Origin of the sequence: Sulfitobacter sp. 1A13368 (genome assembly GCF_043557275.1) — a bacterium.
Classification (GTDB): Bacteria; Pseudomonadota; Alphaproteobacteria; order Rhodobacterales; family Rhodobacteraceae; genus Sulfitobacter; species Sulfitobacter faviae.
Genome location: NZ_JBIFFR010000001.1, coordinates 74,576 through 97,678, shown reverse-complemented (window position 1 = coordinate 97,678; position 23,103 = coordinate 74,576). Strand labels below are relative to the sequence as shown.

Genomic DNA, 23,103 nt, shown 5'->3' with positions numbered 1-23,103 from the left:
GCGAGCATCATGGAATACGGATTCACGACAGCGGCCTATGTGGTCGCAGCGGTTCTTTTCATCCTGTCGCTTGGCGGTTTGTCGGGGCAGGAAAGCGCGAAACGCGCGGTATGGTACGGCATCGCCGGCATGGCGCTGGCGGTCATCGCCACGCTGATCGGGCCGGGGGCGGGGCTGTGGCTCCTTTCGCTCATCCTGATCGCCGCCGGTGGTGCCATCGGCTACCAGCTGGCCACCCGCGTGCAGATGACGCAGATGCCCGAGCTTGTCGCGGCGATGCACAGTCTTGTGGGCCTCGCCGCCGTCTTCGTCGGCTACAACGCCCATATCGAACTGGGCAACGTGCTGGCGATGGACGACACCGCACGCAAGGCGACCGAAGGCTTTGCCGCGCTGCTGGCCAAGAAGGACGGCGTCGAGATCGCGATCCTGCGGGTTGAGCTGTTTCTCGGCGTCTTCATCGGTGCGGTGACCTTCACCGGCTCCGTTATCGCCTATGGCAAGCTCGCAGGCCGTGTCAGCTCTGCCGCGACGAAACTGCCGGGCGGTCACCTGCTCAATGCCGGTGCCGCGCTGATCTCGCTTCTGTGCCTGATCTGGTACTTCAACACCGGGGGCTTCCTGCCGCTGTTTGTCATGACGCTGGCGGCGCTGTTCATCGGGTATCACCTAATCATGGGCATCGGCGGCGCGGATATGCCGGTGGTTGTCTCCATGCTGAACAGCTACTCCGGCTGGGCCGCAGCGGCGATTGGCTTCTCGCTCGGCAACGATCTTCTGATCGTGGTCGGCGCGCTGGTCGGCTCCTCGGGTGCGATCCTCAGCTACATCATGTGCAAGGCGATGAACCGCTCGTTCATCAGCGTCATCCTGGGCGGCTTTGGCGGCACCTCTGGCCCCGCGATGGAGGTCGAGGGCGAGCAGGTGGCGATTGAGGCCGACGGTGTGGCACAGGCGCTTAACGAGGCCGACAGTGTCATCATCATCCCCGGCTACGGCATGGCGGTGGCACAGGCACAGGGCGCAGTCAGCGATCTGGTCAAGAAGCTGCGCGCCAAGGGCAAGAACGTGCGTTTCGCCATCCACCCGGTGGCGGGCCGTCTGCCCGGGCATATGAACGTGCTCTTGGCCGAGGCCAAGGTGCCCTATGACATCGTGATGGAGATGGAGGAGATCAACGAAGACTTCCCCGAGACCGACGTCGCCATCGTCATCGGCTCCAACGACATCGTGAACCCCGCCGCACAGGACGATCCCAATAGCCCCATCGCCGGGATGCCGGTGCTGGAATGCTGGAAGGCGAAGACCGTCATCGTCTCCAAGCGCGGGCAGGGCACGGGCTATTCCGGCATTGAGAACCCGCTGTTCTTTAAGGAGAATACGCGCATGTTCTACGGTGATGCCAAGGCCAGCCTCGACAAGTTGCTGCCGCTGATCGACTAACGTTTTCTTTTAAAGAAAACGGCCGGGAATTTTTGCAACATTCCCAGCCCACCGCATGAGCGCCCCGCCGGAAACGGTGGGGCGTTTGCCGTTATGGCCTTGCGGTATACCTCGGTATGCAGCAACCCTTTGAAAAGACGTGATTTTTCACTGTTCATCGGCGGCAATGACGCTATTCTTGACGGGATACACCCAACAGCGGACCCCGTCATGGCCCCGATCAAAGACCACCCGCAGCGGCTTGCCCTTACCGGCGAAATTCACGCCCGCCCGTTTCCGCAGCTTGCTGCGCCCTCTCGGGTTGCCTTTCTGGCGGTGAAACCCGCGCCCGATGCCGTGCCGCAGGCCGAGTTGAACGCGCTGCTGGCCCATTACGGCGCCCCGCGTGCCGATGCGGCGGCCACGCATTATTACGGAGAGATGGGCCGCTTCACCCTGAAATGGGAGCAGCATACCGAGTTCGTCACCTATACGGTTATCGCCCCCTCGGGCCGGAGCTTACCTTTCGCGGCCACGGATTTCGACGCCTTCCCAGAGGATTGGCTGGCCAAGGTGCAGGGGGAGCGGATCACCTCGGCCCTGCTTGCGGTGCTGCCGAAGCCGGAAGCCGACGATGAGATCGCGGCGCATTTGCAAGACTGGTTCGTGCCCGAAAGCCTCGCCGTGGCGGAGGTGCTGGATGGGGCGGCGGTGGTGGCCAGCGACTTTCGGATTGATCCCGCAGGCCATCTGCGCCTCGCGCTTTTTACCGATGCCACGACAGGCCAGCGGCGGATTGGGCGGATCGTGCAGCGGCTCTGCGAGATCGAGACCTATAAGGCGATGTCGATGCTGGGGTTCATGCAGGCGCGCGACATGGCCGGGGCGTTGAACGATCTGGACGGGCAGCTCTCGACGCTCATGGGGGCGATGCGCAGCGGGGCGGGCACGGCGGCTGAGGAAACGCTGCACGCGCTTTTGGACGTGTCGGTCGCACTGGAGGCGCTGACGGCAGAGACCGCCTATCGTTTCGCCGCCACGGGCGCCTATGAGGCCATCGTCTATGAACGTATCTCGGCCCTGCGTGAGGCGCGTTTTCTGGGGCGGCAGGGCTTTGGCGAGTTCATGATGCGCCGCTATGCGCCCGCGATGCGCACGGTGAAATCGACCGAGACGCGCTTGCAGACCCTCGCCGCGCGGGCACTGCGGGCCGCGGATCTTTTGCGGACGCGGGTGGATGTGGAACGCTCGGCCCAGAACCAAGCGATCCTTGCCAGTATGGACCGCCGCGCCGATCTGCAACTGCGGCTGCAACACACCGTAGAGGGGCTGTCGGTCGTGGCGATCAGCTATTACGCGGTGTCGCTGGCGGGCTATCTGCTCTACCCGCTTGCTGCGCCGCTGGGGGTCAGCAAAGGGCTGCTGACCGCCGCCGTCACTCTGCCGGTTGTGCTTGGCGTGTGGTGGACGCTGCGCCGTCTGCGGCGGAAGATCGGTTGAGCAGCGCCTGCATGGCCAAGCCGCCCAAAGCGATCATCACGATGGCCTCGATGGCTGCGACCGAAAGCGTCGGCACGCCGGAGAGCCCCGCGCCCAAGGTGCAGCCCCCGGCCAACACGCCGCCCACGCCCATCATGGCGGCCCCGGTCAGGTAGCGCCCGGTCTGGCGGGGGGCGTCAAAGCTCTGCCACCGGAACTCCCGCGCGAAAAGGCTGGCGATCAGCGCACCGACAAAAACGCCGCCCAATAGCCCGGTGCCAAAGCCTGCGGGGATTGAACTGCTGGCGATGGTCCAGAACAGCGTATCGGCGGAGGGGGAGGTGAAGCTGAGGCTTTCCATCGCGATCGGGTCGAATTCATCAAGCAGGATGAACCCGGTGCCCACCCATGCGGCGGGGACCAAGAGACCGATCAGCGCCGCCATCGCCAATTGCCCCGGACGGTTGCCCGAGCGCAGCGCATAGGCCAGCGCCGCCACGGCGATCACACCGGCCCAGAGCAGCGCACCGCCGGGCAGGGCGGCGAGGCTCACGTTCTCTCCCATATTTACGGTGACGGAGCCGAGTGCTACGCGCAGCGGTGCCAAGACGCCTTTCAGCGTCGCATGGGCCACCACGGCAAAGACCAGCACCACCAGCGCCGCGCGCAGGTTGCCGCCGCCTGTCAGCACCGTGAGGCGCGAGATGCAGCCGCGTGTCAGCACCATGCCCGCGCCAAAGAGCAGCCCGCCGATGCCAATCGCCAGAAACGGCACGTCACTGGTCATAAAGCGATGCGCGTCAAAATTGATCCACCCGGCGGCCACGGCGGCCTGCGTGCCGATCACCGCCAGCGCCAGTGCGGTCAGCCAGATGCCAAGCGCTTGGCGTCGGTCTTCGCCCACGAGGCTGCGGCGAAAGCAAAACCGCGTGCGCTGCGCCAGCACGCCGAACGCCAGCCCGATGAGGGCCGCCAGCAGAACGGACGCCTCTTTTGCTGTCGTCTCTTCAAAGCCGAAAGACTCAAACATCGCGAAAACCCTCGAAAACGGAATTATTTCCCATTTGGAGCGGCTGCGGGTCACAATCAAGTGAAAGCGCACAGGGCCGATCCCCAGAGGGGTGAATTAAATTCCGCATTGATGGGAAAAGGGGCGACGCTGTTCACCCTGCGTCAAGGGGCGCGAAACAATCGGCCCCCGCCTCAGGGGGCAGGGGCCGGTCGGTTCTTATTTTGCTCAGCGTCCGCGGATGCGCGGGTCCAGCGCGTCGCGCAGACCGTCGCCGAGGTAGTTCACCGCAAGCACCGTCAGCGAAATGGCGATGCCCGGCAGCATCACCCGCTCGGGGAACTCTTGCATCCGGTCCACGGCATCGGCCAGTTGCTTGCCCCATGTGGGGAAGTCCGAGGGAAAGCCGACGCCAAGGAAGCTCAGCGCGCTTTCGGTGATGATTGCCGTGGCGAGGCCAAGGGTGGCCGAGACCATGATGGGCGAGATCACGTTGGGCAGCAGGTGGCGGCGGATGATCTTGCCCGGCGTCGTCCCGATGGAGCGCGCGGCGAGGATGAACTCACGCTCTTTCAGCGCGAGGATGTCGCCGCGCACGATCCGCGCGGTTTGCATCCAAGAGGTCAGGCTGATGACCGAGACGATGAGGATGAACATGCCACCCTCCGGCCCGAACTGCGCCCGCAGCGGTTGGCCAAAGAGCGTCACGGCGAGCAGGACCAGAGGCAGGATCGGCAAGCTGAGGATCAGGTCGGTGAACCGCATCAGCCAGAAGTCCATGCGTTTGAAAAAACCCGAGAGCACGCCGACGGCGGTGCCGATGATCAGCGCCAGCACCATCGCCATCCAGCCCACGGCCATCGACACCCGCCCGCCAAAGAGCATCTGCGCAAGGATGTCGCGGCCCAACTGGTCGGTGCCGAAGGGATGCGCCCAGCCCGCCTTGGCATCGCCATCCCACAGCAGGGTATAGATCGGCCGCCAGTTCTTGTTGCGGATGTCCAGCTTCTTGGCGTCGATGTCCCACAGATAGGGGCCAAAGATCACGGCCAGTGTGATGAAGATCAGGAAACCACCGCCGAAAAGCGCGCCCTTGTGTTTGCGGAACTGGTCCCAAACATCGCGCCATTGGCTGCGCGGCGGTTTTTGCGGGCCCTTGTCTTGCAGGGCCTTCATGAACTCGAGGTCGGCTTCGACCGGGCTTGCGGGAATGGGTTGCTCAGTCATAACGGATCCTTGGGTCAAGCAGGCCGTAGAGGATATCTGCGATCAGGTTGAACAGCACGATCAGCACCGCGAAGATGAAGGTTAGGGTCATCACCATCGGCAGGTCGTTGGCGCGTAGCGCGGTCAGCAGCAGTTGGCCGATGCCGTTCACCTTAAAGACGTTCTCGGTGATGATGGCGCCGCCAAAGATCGCGGGCATGCCAAGCGCGATAACGGTGACCACTGGGATCATCGAGTTGCGCAGCACATGCACCATGACCACGACGCTTTCCTTCAGCCCCTTGGCGCGGGCGGTGCGCACGTAGTCTTGGTTGAGGTTGTCGAGCATGGCACCACGCATGTAGCGGCTGATCTGCGCCGTGGTTTGCAGCGCCAGCACCATCACCGGCATGATCATCTGGAAGAACTGCACCTTGAAGCTCTCCCAATCGTTCACAACATGGGTCGTGTCATAGATCGACGGCAGCCAGCCGAGAGAGACCGAGAAGATCACGATGAGCAGCGGCCCGGTAAAGAAGGGCGGGATCGAAAAGCCAATCATGGTAATGAACGTCCCGGCCTGATCGAAGACCGAATAGTGCCGGTAAGCCGAGTAAATGCCGATGGGGATCGCGATGACGATGCCGACGATATAGGCCAGTCCCACGACCCAGAGGGTCTGCGGCATGCGCTGGATCACGATGTCCATCACGGGCGAGCGGGTCTGCCACGAGATGACGCGCAGCTTGCCTTCGGAAAGCGCCGTATCGGGCAGCCAGCTGAACAGGGCGGAGTGGTTGGTCAGATAGTCGATGAAAACCTGCGGCTCGATCCAAAAGACCTGCACGAGCCATTTCCAATATTGGATATAGATCGGCTGGCCGAGGCCGAGCGCTTCGCGCATCTTCTCTTTCACCTCGGGCGGGACCGTGAGCGGCACTTGGGCCATCGGGTCGCCGGGGGCGAGTTGCAGCAGCAGGAAAATCACCAGGCTGATAAACAAAAGCGTCGGGATCGACAAAAGAAGTCGTCGGATGGTGAAGGTCAACATGGGCGTCGCCTTTGTAGGTCAGTCTGTGAGGGGGTGGGGGCGAGACGGGGGCGCGCGGATGACGCACACCCCCGAAGGTCGTTGAAGGGAGGCGCGGGCCTGCCGCGCCTCCGTCCTAGATCACTCTTCCATGCGGTACCAATCGGCGGCATTCCACAGCTCGGAGTCCCATGTGTTCAGCACAACGCCACCAAGGGTGTTGGAAGCAGCCGAGACGCGGCCACGGTCCACCAGCGGCAGGATCGAGTAGCTGTCTTTGGTCAGCATGTCGTTTAGCTTCTTGGCCAGTTCGCCACGCTTTTCCATTTCGCCGGTGCGGCCCAGTTCGGCCACCATCGCATCATACTCTTCGTTACAGAAGCGGTTGATGTTTTCGCCCTGCCACTGTGTCTCGGGGCTGGGGAACTTGGCGCAGGTCCGCTGGGCAAGGTAGCTCTGCGGGTCGGTGCCGTCGAAGTTGTTGGCGTACATTTCAACGTCTGCATAGAAACGCTGGAACGTGTCGGTCGAACCGGGGTCACCGCCGAAGAAGACCGAAGAGTCGATGTTGCGCAACTCGGTTTCAACACCGATCTGGCTCCACCAATCCTTGATCAGCGCTTGGAAGTCCTGACGCACGGCGTTGGTCGAGGTCTGGTAGAGCAGGGACAGTTTCTCGCCATCCTTCTCGCGCACACCGTCGCCATCGCTGTCAACCCAGCCCGCTTCGTCCAAGAGCGCCTTGGCGCCTTCGATGTCTTGGGTCAGACAGTCGGTGTTGTCCGAGGCGTAGAGCTCAGGCGCAGGCACCATGTTGCAGGTGGCGCGGCCCGCTTGGCCGTAGCCGACCTCGACCAGCAGTTCGCGGTCGATCGCCATGGAGAGCGCCCGGCGCACTTTCTCATCGCTCAGGATCGGGTGCGGATGTTTAGCTGTGGCGCGTTCACCTTCGGGAAGGTCTGGCGAGGCATCGGTCATGTTCAGCTCAAGACGCTCAACCAGCGTGCCGAAAGCCGACATGGGCTTGCCCTTGCCGCCTTCGGCCATCTTGGCGATGACATCAGGGGCCAGCTGCAGGTTCCAGGCGTAGTCGAACTCACCCGTTTCCATCACGGCTCGGCCCGCCGCTGTCGCGTCACCGCCGCCTTTGAAGGTCAGCGTGGCGAAGGCAGGCTTGCTGGGGTCGCGGTAATTCTCGTTCGCGGCCATGGTGATCACGTCGTTCGGGCGGAACTCGGTGACGGTGAAGGGGCCGGTGCCAATGGGGTTGAAGTTGGCCTCGGTGCACTCAGGCGCTTTGGCGCCGGTACAATCGGCAAACTGTGCCGCCTGAATGATCGGGGATTGGCCGCCCATGAAGGGGCCGTAGGGGTTCGGCATCGGCTCGGAGAAGGTAACTTTGACTGTCTGGTCATCGACCACGTCGACCGAGGAGACACCTTCGAATTTGGCCAGCTGCGCACAGCCGCCTTCGGGGTTCATGCAGTAATCGGCGGTGAACTTGACGTCATTGGCGGTGACGGGGGTGCCGTCGGACCACATCAGCCCGTCTTTCAGCTTCCATGTGATGGTCTTGAGGTCTTCGCTCACGCCGCCGTTTTCCAGCGTCGGAATCTCGGTCGCCAGATAGGGCACCAGCGCGCCGTTCTGGTCGTAGCGGCCCAGCGGTTCGAGAACCAGCGAGGAGGCTTCGACGTCTTTTGTGCCGCTCGACAGATAGGGGTTCAGGATCGAAGGCGCCTGCCAATAGATGATCTTGACTTCGCCGTCGCGGCCCCGCTCGCCCTCATGGGCTTCGGCAAAGGCCATAGGGGCAAGCGCCGTCGATGCGACAGCCCCCATCAATAGGGTCTTCAATTTCATATCTTACTCCATGTTGGACACGTGGGCGTGCCGCTTATTGTCGACGGGATGTTCCCCGCCTTGTTGTTGTCGCCCCAGAAAGAACATGAGCTTCGCCAGCTAAACATAACAAAACAAGCAATATTCAACCTGTGATCGAAGCGCTCTTTCCAAACCGCATGGGCTATATCGAAACAGGTTTGCCGGAAATTGCAAGGGCGGACGTGGCGCAATTATGACAAAGCTCGAACTCTGCGCGTCAGGTTTGACAGTCTCGTGACATTCGCCGTAGCGTCGGGCAAAATCTGCGCCAATAAAAACAACAGGGAAACAGATGCTGGATCACACCAATGGGGCGCCAATCGCCCAAATTCAGGGCCTGCGCGTCGAATTTCAAACCAAAGATGGCCCCGTGGTCGGTGTTGAGGATGTCAGTTTCGACATCAATCCCGGTGAGACGGTTTGCGTGGTCGGAGAATCAGGATCGGGCAAATCGGTGTCCTCTCTGTCGCTGATGCGACTGGTCGAGTATGGCGGCGGTGAAATTGCAGGCGGTCGCCTGCTTTTTGAGCGCGGTGAAGAAGGGCAGGTCGATCTCGCGGCCAGCGGCGGCAATCTGATGCGCAAGATTCGCGGCAATGAGATCGGCATGATCTTCCAAGAGCCGATGACCGCGCTGAACCCGGTCTTCACCATCGGCAAGCAGATGACCGAAGGGCTGCGCCTGCATCTGAACATGACCCGCAAAGAGGCCGAGGCCCGGGCGCTGGAACTGATGAAACAGGTCCGCATCCCCGAGCCGGAGCGCCGCCTCAAGCAATACCCCCACGAACTTTCGGGCGGCATGCGCCAGCGTGTGGTGATCGCTATGGCGCTGGCCTGTGAGCCGCGCCTCTTGATCGCCGATGAGCCCACCACCGCGCTCGACGTGACCATTCAGGCCGAGATCCTCGCCCTGATGGATCGGCTTAAGCGCGAGACCGGGACGGCGGTGATGTTCATTACCCACGACATGGCCGTGGTGGCGCAGATGGCCGACCGTGTGGTCGTCATGTTCCGTGGCAAGAAGGTCGAAGAAGGCACCGTCGAGGAGATCTTCGAGAACCCGCAGCACCCCTATACCAAGGCGCTTCTGGCCGCCGTGCCGAAGCTCGGCGAGATGACGGGCAAGCCATACCCCGAGCCGATGAAACTCTTGGGCACACCCGACAAGGAGATCGTGCCGATCAAGGGCCGCGAAGAGACGCTTCTCTCGGTCAAGAACCTCACCACGCGCTTCCCGGTGCAGGGCGGTTTCCTGCGCCGCACCGTGGCCAATGTGCACGCGGTCGAGGACCTGTCGTTTTCGCTCAACAAGGGCCAGACGCTCAGCCTCGTCGGCGAATCGGGCTGCGGCAAATCCACCGCAGGGCGCTCGATCCTGCGGCTGGTGGAGCCGATGTCGGGGGAGGTGAACCTCGACGGCGTCGACATCATGTCGCTGGACCAATCGGCGCTGCGCACCGCACGGCTCGACATGCAGATGATCTTCCAAGACCCCTTCGCCTCGCTCAACCCGCAGATGCAGCTGGCCGATCAGGTGGCCGAGCCGATCCACAATTTCGGCACGCTCAAGGGCGGTGAGATCAATAAGCGGATCGAGATGCTCTTCGACCGCGTGGAACTGCCGCGCAGCTTCATGCGCCGCTTCCCGCATGAGCTTTCGGGCGGCCAGCGCCAGCGCGTGGCCATCGCCCGCGCGCTCGCGCTGAACCCCAAGCTGATCATCGCGGACGAGGCGGTCTCGGCGCTGGACGTGTCTGTGCAGGCGCAGGTGCTGAACCTGATGATGGAGCTTCAGGCCGAGATGGAACTGTCGTTCTTGTTCATCAGCCACGACATGGCCGTGGTCGAACGCGTCAGCCACTATGTCGGCGTCATGTATCTGGGCCGCATCGTCGAGATGGGCTCGCGCCAGCGGGTCTTCGAGAACCCGCAGCACCCCTATACGCAGGCGCTGATGAAGGCCGTGCCGATCGCCGATCCGCGCCGCCGCAAGTCCGAGAAGGACCTGAACTTCAAGCCGATCCCCTCGCCAATCCATCCGGTCAGTTACCGGCCCGAGCCTTCGGTCTACCGCGAGGTGGAGCCGGGGCACCATGTGCTGACCACCGACAGCGGCTATTGAAAGAACACCCATGACCGAACGCCTGACCCCGCTCGAGTTGATGACCAAGCTCATCAGCTTTCCCACCGTGTCGCGCGACACCAATATCCCGCTGATCGACTGGGTGGCTGACTACCTCGCCTCGCACGGGATCGAGAGCCACCGCTACATCGATCCCGACCAGCCGAAACACGCGCTCTTTGCCCATGCCGGCCCGTGGGAGGAGGGGGCCGTGGTGCTCTCGGGGCACACGGATGTGGTGCCGGTCGACGGGCAGGCTTGGGACACCGACCCTTTCACCGTGACCGAGAAGGACGGCCGCTACTACGGCCGCGGCACCTGCGACATGAAGGGCTTTGATGCGCTGGCGATCTGGGCGCTGGTCGAGGCGCATTATGCAGAAGTCAGACGCCCGCTGCAGATCGCCCTCAGCTTCGACGAGGAAATCGGCTGCACCGGCGCCCCGCCGATGATCGAGGCGATGCAGGGCGTAGTGCCCAAGGGCAAGGCGGTGATCGTGGGCGAGCCTTCGACCATGCAGGCGGTGACCGGCCACAAGGGCGGCATCGGCTTCAACACCCATCTGGTGGGGTTCGAGGTGCATTCCTCGCTGCTGCACACCGGGGTCAATGCGATTATGGCGGGCGCGAAGCTCATCGAATGGGCCAATGACGTGAACAGCGATAACATGGCCGCCAAACCGACCGAGACGGCGGCGATGTTCGATCCGCCCTTCACCACCGCCCATGTCGGCGTGATCGAGGGCGGCACGGCCCATAACATAACCGCGAAGGACTGCAAATTCGCAATGGATTTCCGCGTGGTGCCGGGCGAGGACAAAGACAAATGGGGGACCGCCTACCTCAAGAAGGTGCGTGAGGTCGAAAAGCAGATGCAGGACGTGGTGCCCGAGACCTATATCGAAACCTCGACCCGCTTCGACGTGCCCGCCCTGCAGCCCGAGAAGGACGGCGAGGCCGAGCAGATCGTGCGCCAGATCACCGGTGACAACGCCAGCCACAAGGTGAGCTACGGCACCGAGGCCGGGCAGTTCCAGGAGGCGGGCTATTCCGCCGTGATCTGCGGCCCCGGTGACATCGCGCAGGCGCATCAGCCCAATGAGTTTATCGAGGTGGCGCAATTCGAGGCCGGTCACGACTTCATGCGCCGTCTGCTGACCCGCTTGCAGGGCTGAGCCATCCCTGACAGACCTGTGGCTGGCCCCGCGCGGGGCAGTCCTTTTCACGGCCGCACGGTGCAGCCGCGCGGCGTCAGCCACCGGGGTCCGCATGTCCGCTTTTCCTATCACCCTTGCCACCCCCGCCAGCTACCCGCGCACCCCGCCGCGCGAGAGCGAGGTCGTCGTCATCGGCGGTGGGGTGATCGGCGTCTGTACCGCCTTGTTTCTGGCCCGCGCAGGCAAACAGGTCACGCTCTTGGAAAAGGGCCGCATCGCCGCGGAACAATCCAGCCGCAACTGGGGCTGGATCCGCCAACAAGGGCGCGACTCAGACGAATTGCCGATCATGGTCGAGGCCGCGCGGCTTTGGCGTGAGCTTGCGCCAGAACTCGACCGCGACATCGGCCTGCAGCAGACCGGCGTCACCTATCTGGCGGGGACCGAAGCCAAGATGCAGGGCTATGCCGACTGGCTGCCCCATGCCAAGACCCACGGCGTCGACAGCCGGTTGATGGACGCGGGCGAAGTTGCCAAGGCTTTCCCGGGGCTGGCCGGGACCTATGCCGGGGCGCTCATTACCCCCTCCGACATGCGCGCAGAGCCTTGGGTCGCCGTGCCCGCCTTGGCGGCATTGGCAGCGAGCGAGGGCGTGAAGATCATCGAGAATTGCGCGGTGCGGCGCCTTGACCTCGCCGCTGGTCGCGTGGCGGGCGTGGTGAGCGAGGCGGGCGCGATCCGCTGTTCCTCGGTCGTGCTGGCGGGCGGGGCGTGGTCGGCGCTGTTCCTGCGTGCCCATGGTGTCAGCCTGCCGCAGCTTTCGGTGCGCGAGAGCGTGCTGGCCACCAATGTTCTGCCCGAGGTCCACGCCGGGGCCGCCGCCGAGGCGGGTCTTGCCTTCCGCCGCCGCGCCGATGGCGGCTATACGCTGGCGCCCGGCGGGCGTCCCGATCTCTATGTCGGCCCCGATGCCTTCCGCGCGCTGCGGCACTACCTGCCGCAACTGCGCCAAAGCCCCTTCGGTCAGCGTCTGCGCGCCGCGGCCCCGCGCGGCTTTCCCGATGCGTGGCGCACGCCCCGGAACTGGGCGGCTGACGCGCACAGCCCCTTCGAGGCGATGCGCATCCTCGACCCCATGCCGGACCACCGCGCCCAGCGCCGGGCGCGCAAACGTTTTGCCGCGCTCTATCCCGATCTGCCGCCCATCACCGCCCGCGCCTCATGGGCCGGCATGATCGACACGATGCCCGATATCGTGCCGGTGGTGGATGCTTGCGCGCAGATCCCGGGCCTTGTGATCGGCACCGGCATGTCGGGCCACGGCTTTGGCATCGGGCCGGCCATGGGGCGGGTGCTGGCGGCTCTGGTCATGGGCGACGCGCCGGGCCATGATCTGCGCAGATTCCGCGCCGACCGTTTCAGCGATGGCAGTGCCATCCGCCTTGGCCCGACGCTCTGAGCATATTTCGAAAAGGACATTCCATGCCGATCAAGAACCGCTTTGCCGAGACCCATGCCGAGATCACCGCCTGGCGCCGTCACCTTCACCAACACCCGGAGCTCATGTTCGACCTGCCCGAGACTTCGCGCTTCGTCGAGGAGAAGCTGCGCAGCTTCGGCATCACCGACATCACCACTGGCATCGCCCAGACCGGCGTGGTCGCGGTGATCGAGGGGCAAAGCAACACCTCGGGCCGCACCATCGGGCTGCGGGCGGACATGGACGCGCTGCCGATCACCGAAGCGACGGGATTGCCGCACGCCTCGAAACACCCCGGCAAGATGCATGCCTGCGGCCATGACGGTCATACGGCGATGCTGCTTGGGGCGGCGCAATACCTCGCGGAGACGCGCAATTTCGACGGGCGCGTGGTGCTGATCTTCCAGCCCGCCGAGGAGGGCGGCGGTGGCGGCAATGTCATGGTGCAGGAAGGGCTGATGGACCGCTGGGGCATCGATGAGGTCTACGGCATGCACAACATGCCCGGCCACCCCACGGGGCAATTCGCGATCCGCGAGGGCGCGCTCTTGGCCGCGGCGGACGAGTTTGCCATCACGCTGACGGGCCAAGGCGGCCATGCCGCGGCCCCGCATGAGGCGGTGGACACGAACCTCGCCGCCGCGCATGTGATGATCGCGCTGCAATCCATCGCCAGCCGCAACACCGATCCGCTGAAACAGGTCGTCGTTTCGGTCTGCACCCTGCGCAGCGACACCGACAGCCACAACGTATTGCCGCATAAGGTGCTGTTGCGCGGCACGGTGCGCACGCTGGATCCGGAGGTTCAGGATTTGGCCGAGCGTCGGCTGCACGACCTCACACGCCTGACGGCGGAGGCACATCAATGCCGGGCCGAGATCGACTACCAGCGCGGTTACCCGGTCACCCGCAACCACGCCGATCAAACCCGCTTTGCCGCAGAGGCCGCCGACAAGGTCACTCCCGGCACCGACCGGGACACGCCGCCGATCATGGCCGGAGAGGATTTTTCCTATATGCTCAATGCGCGACCGGGTGCCTATATTATGATCGGCAACGGGGAAGGGGCGACGGTCCATCACCCGGAATATGACTTTGACGATGCCGCGATCCCGGCGGGCTGCTCGTGGTTCGCGCAGGTGGTTGAGGACCGGCTGGCAAGGGCGTAAGCATGTCGCAGATAAATGCGACTGCATGAAAACAGCGCCCAACCCAACTCCGGAGGATACTTCCTAAATGCCCGTTAAGAACCGATTTGCCGAGCTGCATGACGACATTACCGCATGGCGCCGCGACCTGCATGAAAACCCCGAGATCCTGTTCGAGACCCACCGCACCTCGGCCACCGTGGCCGAAAAGCTGCGCAGCTTCGGCTGCGACGAAGTCGTCGAGGGCATCGGCCGCACCGGTGTCGTTGGCGTGATCAAGGGTAAGGAGACCGGCTCGGGCAAGGTCATCGGGTTGCGCGCCGACATGGACGCGCTGCCGATCCACGAACAGACCGGGCTGGACTATGCCTCCAAGACCGACGGCGCGATGCATGCCTGCGGCCATGACGGTCACACCGCCATGCTGCTCGGTGCCGCGCAATACCTCGCCGAGACCCGCAACTTTGACGGCACTGTCGTGGTGATCTTCCAGCCCGCCGAAGAAGGCGGCGGCGGTGGTCGCGAAATGTGCGAAGACGGCATGATGGAGCGTTGGGGCATCCAGGAAGTCTACGGGATGCACAACTGGCCGGGCATGCCCACCGGCTCCTTCGGCATCCGCGCAGGCTCCTTCTTCGCCGCCACCGATCAGTTCGACATCACCTTCGAAGGCCGCGGCGGCCATGCTGCCAAGCCGCATGAGACCGTCGACACCACCGTGATGTCGGCCCAAGCCGTGCTCGCGCTGCAAACCATCACATCGCGCAACGCCGACCCGGTGGAGCAGATCGTGGTGTCGGTCACCGCTTTCGAGACTTCTTCGAAAGCCTTCAACGTGATCCCGCAGAAGGTGCAGATCAAAGGCACCGTGCGCACCATGTCCGCCGAGATGCGGGAACTGGCCGAAAAGCGCATCAACGAAATCTGCAACGGCATCGCAGGCACCTTCGGCGGCAGCGCCGACGTGACCTACCATCGCGGCTATCCGGTCATGGTGAACCACGAGGAGCAGACCGAGTTTGCCGCCGACGTGGCGCGCTCGATCTCGGGCCAATGCGAGGAAGCGCCGCTGGTGATGGGCGGCGAAGACTTCGCCTTCATGCTGGAGGAGCGCCCGGGCGCCTATATCCTCGTCGGCAACGGCGACACGGCGGCGGTGCACCACCCGGAGTATAACTTCAACGACGAAGCCATTCCGGCGGGTTGTAGCTGGTGGGCAGGCATCGTCGAGCAGCGCATGCCGGCGGCCTGATAGCGACGAAAGACGTGCGAGCGCGCCTCCCTTGGGGGGCGCGTTTTGCTTTGGGGGCTAGCCGCGCTCCCAAAGCGCGTTGTAGACGGCTTCGATCCCATCGGCCTCGGCCCGGGCGCTGAAACGCTGTTCAGCCCAGTGGCGCGCGGCCTCGGAGAGGGCGGCTTGATCCTCGCGCTCGAGCAGGGACAGCGCGGCTTGGGCCGCAGCCTCTGCCGCACCCAGTGGCACGACTTTGCCCACGCGGCCCCCGTTCGAAAAAGCGCCGTAATAGCCCGCATCGCTGCCCACGAAAGGCACGCCTGAGGCCAGCGCTTCGAGCGGGACCATGCCATAGCCCTCGTAGCGCGGCAGTTGCACCACCAGAGACAGGGCGCGCATCAGTTTCGGTAGATCGGCGGCGGGGTATTCGCCGATGAAAAGCAGCCGATTGGCAAGGCCTGCGGCCTCGACCTGGGCCCTGAGCTTGGTCAAAAACGCCTCATGTTTGCCGCCCGCCCGGCCAATCACCAGCGCCACCGCGCCGGGGCGTTGGGGCAGCAGGCGCAGCATGGCCTCCACGAAAAGGTCGGTGCCTTTCTCAGGCCGGATGCGCCCCACGGTGGCGATGCCATGGGTGCCGCCAAAGCCCAACTGCTCCCAAGCGTTCGCCCGGTTGGTGGCGGGGGAGAAGACATCGGTGTCTACCCCATGCGGCACCACGGCGCGGACATGGGGCACAAACTCCGCCGCGCGTTCGGTCGTGGCGATCACCGCGTCCATTTGCCGGATCAGCCAACGCGGATAGGCCGAATGCAGGCGCTGCGCGGCAGAGGTAAAGACGATCCGGATATTTGCCCCACGCACATCGCGCAGCCAAAGCGCGCTGCGCATTTCGGTGTTGCGGCGCACATGCCAGATGGCGAAAGGGCGGTCTTGGGGGGGATGTTTGCGGGTGATCCGCCCCGCCGCGACGCGGGTCAGTGGCACCGGGCAGCCGGGCAGGGGCTGGCCCACCAGCGCCAAGTCATGCCGGTCGACCTGTTGCCGGACCACATTGGCCGCCGTGGCCGACACCCCGGTGAAATTACGGTTGTAGTTGGTGACGAAAAGCTCAGGCATCGCTGTCCTCTCGCAGGTGCAGGGCCGTGATCAGACGCTCGGCAATACTGTCGAGCTTGTCGGTCTGCCCGGCGGCATAGGCCTTGGCCGCGGCTACACCACTTGCACGGGCAATATCGTTGCGCAGCAGAGCCCCCACACGGTCCGCCAAATCCTGCGTGCCCGCCACCAGCCGCGCGGCGCCCTCGGCTTCCATCTCGGCATAGGTCTCGGCAAAATTGGCGACATGGGTGCCCGAGAGCACCATCGCCCCGGCCTGCGCGACCTCATAGGGGTTGTGCCCCCCAATCGGTTGCAGCGACCCGCCCAGAAAGACGATGTCGGATAGCGCGTACCATGTGCCCAACTCGCCCAGAGTGTCGGCCAGATAGACCTGTTCGCGCGGCATGTCGCCCCGTGTTCGACGCCCATGCGTCAGACCGTAGCTGGCGATGAGACCGGCGACCTCGTCACCCCGCTCGGGGTGGCGGGGGGCAAGGATCAAGCACAGCTCGGGGATGCGCTCCAGCAGTTGGCGATGCGCCTCCAAGACCGCTTTCTCCTCGCCCGGGTGGGTTGAGGAGGCGATCCAGACAGGGCGGCCCTCCAAGGCCTCCCGCGCCTCGGCGATGGTCTCCTCATCCTGTGGCAAGGGGCCCGCCATGGACTTGAGGTTGATCCCCGGCGTGACCCGGTCAGCCGGGGCGTTGATCGTGGCCATGGCCCGGGCCATCGCGTCATTCTGTGTCAGGATCAGGTCAAACACGCCAAAGAGGAACCCCGCCAGTGCGGGCCGTTTCTGCCAGCTTTCGATAGAGCGTTGCGAGAGGCGGGCGTTGATCAGCGCCATCGCCGTGCCCCGTGCATGGGTCCGTCGCAGCATCTGCGGCCAAAGCTCGCTTTCCACGAAGAGCGCCGCATCGGGCCGCCAATGGTCAAGGAAACGCTTTAGCGGGCCGGGGGCGTCGAGCGGGGCGAACTGATGCTGCGTGCGCGGGGGCAGGCGGCTGCCCACCAAACGGGCCGAGGTGGCGGTGCCGGAGGTGATGAGGAAATGCGCCTGCGGCAAAGCGCGCCCCATCCGGTCGATCAGCGCCAGAACCGACAGGCTCTCCCCAACCGAGGCTGCGTGAAACCAGATCAACTGCCCCTCGGGGCGGTGTTGGCTGGCATGGCCCAGCTTTTCGCGCGCGCGTTCTGTTGCGACCTCGGCGCGGCGCAGTTTGGCCATGGAGCGCCGCCCGGCCACGGGCAAGATCATACGGCTCGCCGCGACCCATGCCCGGTAGAGAAACGGCACAGCCAAAGGCTCAGCCGCCCGTGTGGCTCATGTGGCGGGGCATCTGCCCGTCGACACGCTGCCGCGAATAGTCGAAATCATGGCCTTTGGGCTTGCGGTCGATGGCCGCGCGAATGGCCTCCTGCAACGGCAGGTCCGTGTCCGGGTGGTCGCGCAGAGGTTTGCGCAGATCGGCCACGTCCTCTTGGCCCAGACACATGAAAATCTCGCCGGTGCAGGTGACCCGCACGCGGTTACAGCTTTCGCAGAAGTTGTGGCTCAGAGGCGTGATGAAGCCGATCTTCTGCCCGGTCTCCTCCAGCCGCACATAGCGCGCAGGGCCCCCCGTACGCTCAGCCAGATCGGTGACGGTGTAATGCTCGGCGTAACGCGCGCGCACGTCGCGCAGCGACCAGTATTGGCCGAAACGATCCTCATTGCCCAAGTCGCCCATCGGCATGACTTCGATCCACGTGAGATCTATGCCCCGCTCGGCGCACCATTCGGTCATATGCAGCAGTTCCGGCTCGTTGAAGCCCTTGAGCGCCACGGCGTTGATCTTAATCTTCAGGCCTGCGCGCTGCGCCGCGTCGATCCCGCGCAGCACCTGCGGCAGGCGGCCCCAGCGGGTGATATCCGCGAATTTCTGCTCGTCCAGCGTGTCGAGCGAGACATTCACCCGGCGCACCCCGGCGGCATAGAGATCGTCAGCGAAACGCTCCAACTGGCTGCCGTTGGTGGTCAGCGTCAGCTCTTTCAGCTTGCCACTGTCGAGGTGCCGTTTCATGCCGTCAAAGAAGGTCATGATGCCGCGCCGGACCAGCGGCTCGCCCCCGGTGATGCGCAGCTTCTCGACGCCGAGGTCGATGAAATTGCTGCACAGGCGGTCGAGCTCCTCCAGCGTCAGCAATTCCTTCTTCGGCAGGAAGGTCATGTTCTCCGACATGCAGTAGACGCAGCGAAAATCGCAGCGGTCGGTGACGGAGACGCGCAGATAGGTGATCGCGCGCATGAAAGGGTCAATGAGGGGTGCTGTCATGCTTCATAGGTAATGCCCCGCCCAACCCGGGGCAAGCGCCATTTGGGCGATTGATAAGGGGGCAGGGCACGGATAGGCTGCGCGAATGACACGTATAATCTTACCGCTTTTCATCGCCGCCGCCACCGCCGGTTGCAGCAACCTGACGGAACGCCTCGGGATGGATGCCAGCCAGTCAGAGCCTGCACCCGCACCCGCATCGGTCGATGCCACGGCTGAGGTCGCAACTCCGAGCGCAACGCCGCCCGCCGCCTCTCCCATCGCCACCGCGGGCAGCAGCGCCGAGGCGCTGGATACCACCACGGCCGCAGAGCGCGAAGCGGCCACCCGCGCGCCTGCCAGCGCCGGTGCCGCCTTGGGGTCGACCGTGGTCAGCTTGGGCAGCGCGACGGAGCCGGGGCTGTGGTTGAAAACACCTCTGATCGACGCCGAACAGCCGGGGCGGGTGACCAACCCCGCAACGGGCAAATCCGCCGCCGTGACATTGATCCCGCTGGAGGGGCCCGCAACCGCAGGCAGCCGCATGTCGCTGCCTGCCTTGCGTTTGATCGGCGCGTCGCTGACCGACCTTACCACGGTCGAGGTCTCGACCGAAGGCTAAGGGTCAGCCTGCGCCTTCTGACTTTTTCAGCAGGCGCAGGGCTTCTTTCACCGCGAAAGGTTTCATCGCCTCCCCATGGGTGGCGATGAAGGCGCTGGTGCGGTCAGCGTCGTGTTTCGACAGATCGCGCAGCCACCAACCGATGGCTTTCTGGATGAACCAGCGGTGATCCGGCACCATCGTCGCGGCCCAGCCGAGGATACGGTCGCGGGCTTCAAGCTCCTCTGGTTTGGGATTGTTCTGCTTGGTCCAAGGCAGGGTGGAGACAAGTGCCGCGCGCCGGGTCCAAAGGTGATCCGAGGCGACCCAGTCTTCCACCTCGTCCAAGCGGGTGGGGTCAGCCACCAGACGTTTCTGTGCCGCCATGCTGGCATGATCGGCAATCGCCCAACTGTCGAAATCCGCCGTCCAACTTGCGATCAACGCCCAAGCGGCCTGATCATCGGGGCGCAGCCGCGCTTGGGTCAGCAATTTGGCCGCCGCCACACGCGCCTCGAAAATGTCGGACTGCCAAAGCCCATCGGCGAGGGCGACACGGCCTTCGACATCGAGTGCCGCTCGCCAGCTTTGCGCAAGCGCTGCGATTTGCGGGTTGGTCAGGCCGAGATAGCGCCGGTCGGCCTTGTGATAGGCGCGCATCTCTTCCGCGCGGGCCGGGTTGGCCTGCGCTTCGAGCTCCTGCAAAGCGGTTTCGGGGGTCATTCCACCGTCACCGATTTCGCCAGATTGCGCGGCTGGTCCACATCCGTGCCCTTCGCCACGGCGGTGTGGTAGGCCAGCAACTGCGCTGGAACCGCATAGAGGATCGGCGCCAGCGCATCCGGCACCGGGGGCATTTCGATGCTGAACCAGACCCCGTCATTGGCCTCGGCCTGACCTTTGGCATCGGAGATCAAGATCACCTTGCCCTTGCGCGCCATGACCTCTTGCATGTTGCTGACGGTCTTGTCGAACAGCGCGTCGCGCGGGGCCATGACGACCACCGGCACATGCTCATCCACCAGCGCGATGGGGCCGTGTTTCAGCTCACCCGATGCATAAGCTTCGGCGTGGATGTAGCTGATTTCCTTGAGTTTCAGCGCGCCTTCAAGGGCGAGGGGGTACATCTGGCCCCGGCCAAGGAACAGCACGTCGCGGGCATGGGAGAGCTTGAGCGCGGCCTCCTGCATCGCGTCGTTTTGTTCAAGCGCGGTGCTGATGGTCGCGGGCAGCCCGCGCAGGGCTGAGATGTGATCCGCGAAGTTCTCTGTGCTGATCACATCGCGGTCCCGCGCGGCTTTGAGCACCAGCGCGAAGAGGACGACCAACTGGCAGGTGAAGGCCTTGGTCGAGGCGACGCCGACTTCGACACCGGCGTGGATCGGCAGCGCCAGATCGCTTTCGCGGGCGATGGAGCTTTCGGGCACGTTGACGACCGACAGGATACGCGCGGCTTTGCCCTCGCAATAGCGCAGAGCGGCGAGCGTGTCGGCGGTCTCACCCGATTGGCTGACGAAAACCGCGAGCGTCCGGGGCGGGATCGGCGGTTCACGGTAGCGGAATTCCGAGGCAACATCGATCTCGACCGGCAGGCGGGCGATCTGCTCAAACCAGTATTTCGCGGTGAAGCAGGCGTAGGAGGCCGTGCCGCAAGCGACCATGAGGATCCGGTCAAACTGCGTAAAATCAATATCCTGCGCGCTGATGTTGATCTCGCCTTCGGGGGTGAGGTAATGGCCGATGGCCGCGCCGATCACGCCGGGTTGCTCGGCGATTTCCTTGGCCATGAAGTGTTTGTGCCCCGCCTTGTCGATGCGGGTATTGTCGATCTGCACGGATTTGATCGCGCGGTTGGCGAGCGCCCCGTTGCGGTCGGTGACCTCGACCGAGGTCCGGGTGATGACTGCACAATCCCCTTCTTCGAGGTAGGCGATCTGGTGGGTCAGCGGGGCAAGCGCGATGGCGTCACTGCCCACATACATTTCACCCTCGCCATAGCCGATGGCCAAGGGCGAGCCCTTGCGCGCCGCGATCATCAGGTCGTCGTGTCCGTCAAAAAGGAAAGCCAGCGCGAAAGCGCCTTCGAGCCGGGCAAGCGTCTGTTTGGCGGCCTCTACCGGGCCTGCGCCCTGCGCCATGTGATGCTGGGTCAGGAGGGCGACGGTCTCGGTATCGGTCTCGGTCACGAATTGCGCGCCATGTTCGGCCAGTTCGGCCCGCAACTCACGAAAGTTTTCGATGATCCCGTTATGCACCACGGCCACTGGTCCCGCCTGATGCGGGTGGGCGTTGGTGACGCTCGGCGCGCCATGGGTGGCCCAGCGGGTGTGGCCGATGCCCGACTTACCCGCCAGCGGCTCATGCACCAGCGCGTCCGAGAGGTTTACCAGCTTGCCCAAGGCGCGACGGCGCTCAAGCTTGCCTTCGTTCAGGGTCGCGATGCCCGCGCTGTCATAGCCGCGATATTCCAGCCGTTTCAGCGCTTCGACCAAGATCGGCGCGACTTCATGGGTGCCAAGCACCCCGACAATTCCACACATAATTAGCTGCCTCTTTGCAATTTTGCCTTCTTGGCCTTCAAAATTTCGAACATTTTGCGCGCCATGCCGGGTTTCTCAACCTGCGGGGCGCGCGACAGGGCCAGCGCCTCTGGCTCCACGTCCGAGGTGATGACCGAGCCCGAGCCGGTCATCGCGCCCTCGCCGATGGTCACCGGGGCCACGAGCATGGTGTTCGACCCGATGAACGCCCCTGCGCCGATGGTGGTGTGATGTTTCATCACCCCGTCATAATTGCAGGTGATCGTGCCCGCGCCGATGTTGCTGCGCGCGCCGACGGTAGCGTCGCCGATGTAGCTCAGGTGGTTGACCTTGGCCCCTTCGGCGATCTGCGCGTTCTTCACCTCGACGAAATTGCCGATGCGCACGTCTTCGGCCAGTTCCGCGCCGGGGCGCAACCGGGCGTAGGGGCCGACGACCCCGCCGCGTGAGACATGGCACCCTTCGAGATGCGAGAAGGCGCGGATGGTGCTGCCGGATTCCACGGTGACATTCGGGCCGAAGACGACATTCGGCTCCACCACCGTATCGCGCCCGATGAAAGTGTCGCGCGACAGGAAGACGGTTTCGGGGGCGACCAAGGTTACGCCGTCTTCCATCAGTAGATCGCGGGCGCGGGATTGGAACGCGGCCTCGGCCCTCGCCAGATCGGCGCGGGAGTTGACGCCCATGGTCTCGGCCTCATCGCAGGTAACAACCGTGGCGCTGCGGCCCTCGGCGCGGGCGATGCCGATGATATCGGTGAGGTAGTATTCTTCCGATGCGTTGTCGTTGCCGACCTTGTCGATCAAATCGAAGAGCAGTTCGGATTTACAGGCCACCACGCCGGAGTTGCACAAGGTAATCGCGCGCTCTTCGGCGGAGGCGTCCTTGAACTCGACGATCCGCTCCAAGGCGTCGCCCTGCATCACCAAACGACCATAGCGGGCGGGATCGGCAGCCTCAAACCCCAGAACCACCACGTCATGTGTCGCCAGCGCCTCTTGCATCTTCTCAAGGGTCTCGGGCTGGACGAAGGGCGTGTCACCGTAGAGCACCAGCGCCATGCCCTCGAACCCGTCCAGCGCCGGGCGGGCCTGTGCCACCGCATGGGCCGTGCCCAACTGCTCGGTCTGTTCGACGACCTGCGCGTCTTCGTCAAAAAGCGTGGCGGCGGCGCGGACCTGATCGGCCCCGTGCCCGGCCACCACGACCGTATGGCGGGGGCCGAGCATGGCGCCCGCGGCCATAGCGTGTTCCAGCATCGGGGCAGAGGCCACGCGGTGCAGCACCTTTGGCAGGTCCGAGTTCATCCGTGTCCCCTTGCCCGCGGCGAGGATGATCAATGCAGTTTCCATGTAAATCTCTTTGTCCTTCAGCTTGCATTCTCTTTACGC

At 64.2% G+C, this 23,103-nt stretch carries 18 protein-coding genes; 8 read left to right on the top strand and 10 right to left on the bottom strand.

What is annotated here, in order from left to right; genetic code table 11:
• The first annotated feature begins 9 nt into the window (after nucleotides 1–9).
• The gene (locus ACGYK4_RS00500; protein ID WP_394454692.1) at nucleotides 10–1,443 is read left to right on the top strand and encodes an NAD(P)(+) transhydrogenase (Re/Si-specific) subunit beta; all 1,434 of its coding nucleotides are present in this window, start codon (nucleotides 10–12) and stop codon (nucleotides 1,441–1,443) included.
• 210 nt (nucleotides 1,444–1,653) lie between these two features.
• Nucleotides 1,654–2,922 carry a DUF3422 family protein gene (locus ACGYK4_RS00495; RefSeq protein WP_394454691.1) on the top strand — a complete coding sequence of 423 codons (1,269 nt, stop codon included), beginning with the start codon at nucleotides 1,654–1,656 and terminating at the stop codon, nucleotides 2,920–2,922.
• Here the strand turns inward: ACGYK4_RS00495 and ACGYK4_RS00490 are convergent.
• The 4 genes from ACGYK4_RS00490 to ACGYK4_RS00475 form a co-directional block, all read right to left on the bottom strand.
• On the bottom strand, nucleotides 2,858–3,931 hold the full coding sequence (locus ACGYK4_RS00490; RefSeq protein WP_394454690.1) for a YeeE/YedE family protein: 1,074 nt from the start codon (nucleotides 3,929–3,931) through the stop codon (nucleotides 2,858–2,860). The two genes, ACGYK4_RS00495 and ACGYK4_RS00490, sit on opposite strands and share 65 nt — an antisense overlap.
• Nucleotides 3,932–4,138: 207 nt before the next feature.
• Complete coding sequence (locus tag ACGYK4_RS00485; RefSeq protein WP_394433132.1) at nucleotides 4,139–5,137, bottom strand: ABC transporter permease; 999 nt, start codon at nucleotides 5,135–5,137, stop codon at nucleotides 4,139–4,141.
• On the bottom strand, nucleotides 5,130–6,167 hold the full coding sequence (locus ACGYK4_RS00480; RefSeq protein ID WP_067263329.1) for an ABC transporter permease: 1,038 nt from the start codon (nucleotides 6,165–6,167) through the stop codon (nucleotides 5,130–5,132). The genes ACGYK4_RS00485 and ACGYK4_RS00480 overlap by 8 nt, the downstream gene beginning before the upstream one ends.
• Nucleotides 6,168–6,287: 120 nt before the next feature.
• Complete coding sequence (locus ACGYK4_RS00475) at nucleotides 6,288–8,009, bottom strand: peptide ABC transporter substrate-binding protein (protein ID WP_168612027.1); 1,722 nt, start codon at nucleotides 8,007–8,009, stop codon at nucleotides 6,288–6,290.
• Nucleotides 8,010–8,322: 313 nt separating this feature from the next.
• Between ACGYK4_RS00475 and ACGYK4_RS00470 the strand changes: the two genes are divergently transcribed.
• The 5 genes from ACGYK4_RS00470 (at nucleotide 8,323) to ACGYK4_RS00450 (ending at nucleotide 15,191) form a co-directional block, all read left to right on the top strand.
• Nucleotides 8,323–10,155 carry an ABC transporter ATP-binding protein gene (locus ACGYK4_RS00470; protein ID WP_168612028.1) on the top strand — a complete coding sequence of 611 codons (1,833 nt, stop codon included), beginning with the start codon at nucleotides 8,323–8,325 and terminating at the stop codon, nucleotides 10,153–10,155.
• Nucleotides 10,156–10,165: 10 nt separating this feature from the next.
• The gene (gene argE / locus ACGYK4_RS00465; protein ID WP_394454689.1) at nucleotides 10,166–11,329 is read left to right on the top strand and encodes an acetylornithine deacetylase; all 1,164 of its coding nucleotides are present in this window, start codon (nucleotides 10,166–10,168) and stop codon (nucleotides 11,327–11,329) included.
• Nucleotides 11,330–11,423: 94 nt separating this feature from the next.
• Nucleotides 11,424–12,770, top strand: a complete 1,347-nt coding sequence (locus ACGYK4_RS00460; protein WP_394433136.1) for an NAD(P)/FAD-dependent oxidoreductase — start codon at nucleotides 11,424–11,426, stop codon at nucleotides 12,768–12,770.
• Between the two features lie 23 nt (nucleotides 12,771–12,793).
• Nucleotides 12,794–13,960 carry a M20 aminoacylase family protein gene (locus tag ACGYK4_RS00455; protein ID WP_394433138.1) on the top strand — a complete coding sequence of 389 codons (1,167 nt, stop codon included), beginning with the start codon at nucleotides 12,794–12,796 and terminating at the stop codon, nucleotides 13,958–13,960.
• Between the two features lie 67 nt (nucleotides 13,961–14,027).
• Complete coding sequence (locus tag ACGYK4_RS00450; RefSeq protein ID WP_394454688.1) at nucleotides 14,028–15,191, top strand: M20 aminoacylase family protein; 1,164 nt, start codon at nucleotides 14,028–14,030, stop codon at nucleotides 15,189–15,191.
• A gap of 57 nt (nucleotides 15,192–15,248) precedes the next feature.
• On the opposite strand, the gene ACGYK4_RS00445 is transcribed toward ACGYK4_RS00450, so the two are convergent.
• The 3 genes from ACGYK4_RS00445 to moaA are packed head-to-tail and all read right to left on the bottom strand — an operon-like array spanning nucleotide 15,249 to nucleotide 18,589.
• The gene (locus ACGYK4_RS00445) at nucleotides 15,249–16,292 is read right to left on the bottom strand and encodes a glycosyltransferase family 4 protein (protein WP_394454687.1); all 1,044 of its coding nucleotides are present in this window, start codon (nucleotides 16,290–16,292) and stop codon (nucleotides 15,249–15,251) included.
• On the bottom strand, nucleotides 16,285–17,577 hold the full coding sequence (locus ACGYK4_RS00440) for a 3-deoxy-D-manno-octulosonic acid transferase (protein ID WP_394433144.1): 1,293 nt from the start codon (nucleotides 17,575–17,577) through the stop codon (nucleotides 16,285–16,287). Before ACGYK4_RS00440 ends, ACGYK4_RS00445 begins: the two co-directional genes overlap by 8 nt.
• A 4-nt stretch (nucleotides 17,578–17,581) precedes the next feature.
• Nucleotides 17,582–18,589 (bottom strand): GTP 3',8-cyclase MoaA, encoded by a 1,008-nt coding sequence (moaA, locus tag ACGYK4_RS00435; protein WP_394433146.1) that lies wholly within the window; start codon nucleotides 18,587–18,589, stop codon nucleotides 17,582–17,584.
• 85 nt (nucleotides 18,590–18,674) lie between these two features.
• Between moaA and ACGYK4_RS00430 the strand changes: the two genes are divergently transcribed.
• Nucleotides 18,675–19,190, top strand: a complete 516-nt coding sequence (locus ACGYK4_RS00430) for a hypothetical protein (RefSeq protein ID WP_394433148.1) — start codon at nucleotides 18,675–18,677, stop codon at nucleotides 19,188–19,190.
• Nucleotides 19,191–19,193: 3 nt separating this feature from the next.
• Here ACGYK4_RS00430 and ACGYK4_RS00425 read toward each other — a convergent pair whose 3' ends face one another.
• From ACGYK4_RS00425 to glmU, 3 genes are read right to left on the bottom strand one after another with little or no spacing between them, the layout of a single operon-like run.
• Entirely contained in the window at nucleotides 19,194–19,892 is a 699-nt protein-coding gene (locus tag ACGYK4_RS00425; protein ID WP_394454686.1) for a DNA alkylation repair protein, read from the bottom strand.
• On the bottom strand, nucleotides 19,889–21,709 hold the full coding sequence (gene glmS / locus ACGYK4_RS00420) for a glutamine--fructose-6-phosphate transaminase (isomerizing) (RefSeq protein ID WP_394433152.1): 1,821 nt from the start codon (nucleotides 21,707–21,709) through the stop codon (nucleotides 19,889–19,891). Before glmS ends, ACGYK4_RS00425 begins: the two co-directional genes overlap by 4 nt.
• A 2-nt stretch (nucleotides 21,710–21,711) precedes the next feature.
• Nucleotides 21,712–23,064 (bottom strand): bifunctional UDP-N-acetylglucosamine diphosphorylase/glucosamine-1-phosphate N-acetyltransferase GlmU, encoded by a 1,353-nt coding sequence (gene glmU / locus ACGYK4_RS00415; RefSeq protein ID WP_394454685.1) that lies wholly within the window; start codon nucleotides 23,062–23,064, stop codon nucleotides 21,712–21,714.
• Between the last annotated feature and the right edge of the window lie 39 nt (nucleotides 23,065–23,103).